Raw genomic sequence first — 612 nt, forward strand, 5'->3', positions numbered from 1 at the left:
CTGTCTTGTTTAAGCTCATTATTCCAGAATATCGCTGATTCTCTTTAACCATAGCCTTGATCCCGTCATCAGTATATTTTACAAAAGTACTCGCATCAAGACAATCATCCTGATTAACCTCACACGAGAACTTTTCAAAATCAGAAACTTGTTTAAAATAGCTTTGCATGAAATCAGTGTCAACATATTCTGCTGTTATCCCATAATATGCGTCAAGATAGTTTTGATAACTACTCCATTTATACTCAGACTGTGATGCTACAATATGTGCCTTTAATGGATTGTTGTGAATATAACGCAGAACTGTTAATAAATAACGTTCATCATCCACTGCTTCACTACTATATCGGTTTTGAAATAAATGGCCCTCTCTTCCATACTTTTGGTTATGGAATCTAACGTACCCAACTGTGATACGTTTAATGCTTACGCCTAACTCTTCTCCTTCCTTTATGAGCAAGTGGACATGATTATCCATCAAACAATAAGCATAGAGTTTAAATTCTCCCGTTTCCTTAGCTCGCTTCAGTTTTTCCATAAAGTACATTTTGTCTTCATCATCCATAAATATGTTTCGACTGTCTATCCCTTTTAACATCACATGATAAATAC

General features: G+C 35.1%; 1 protein-coding gene. It reads right to left on the reverse strand.

Features of this window, described 5'->3' with window-relative positions; translation table 11 throughout:
* On the reverse strand, positions 1 to 565 hold a 565-nt coding region (locus tag ACWI_RS06375; RefSeq protein ID WP_341465149.1), incomplete at its 3' end, for a transposase.
* Between the last annotated feature and the right edge of the window lie 47 nt (positions 566 to 612).

It is taken from the genome of Acetobacterium wieringae (genome assembly GCF_001766835.1).
GTDB classification, from domain to species: Bacteria; Bacillota; Clostridia; order Eubacteriales; family Eubacteriaceae; genus Acetobacterium; species Acetobacterium wieringae.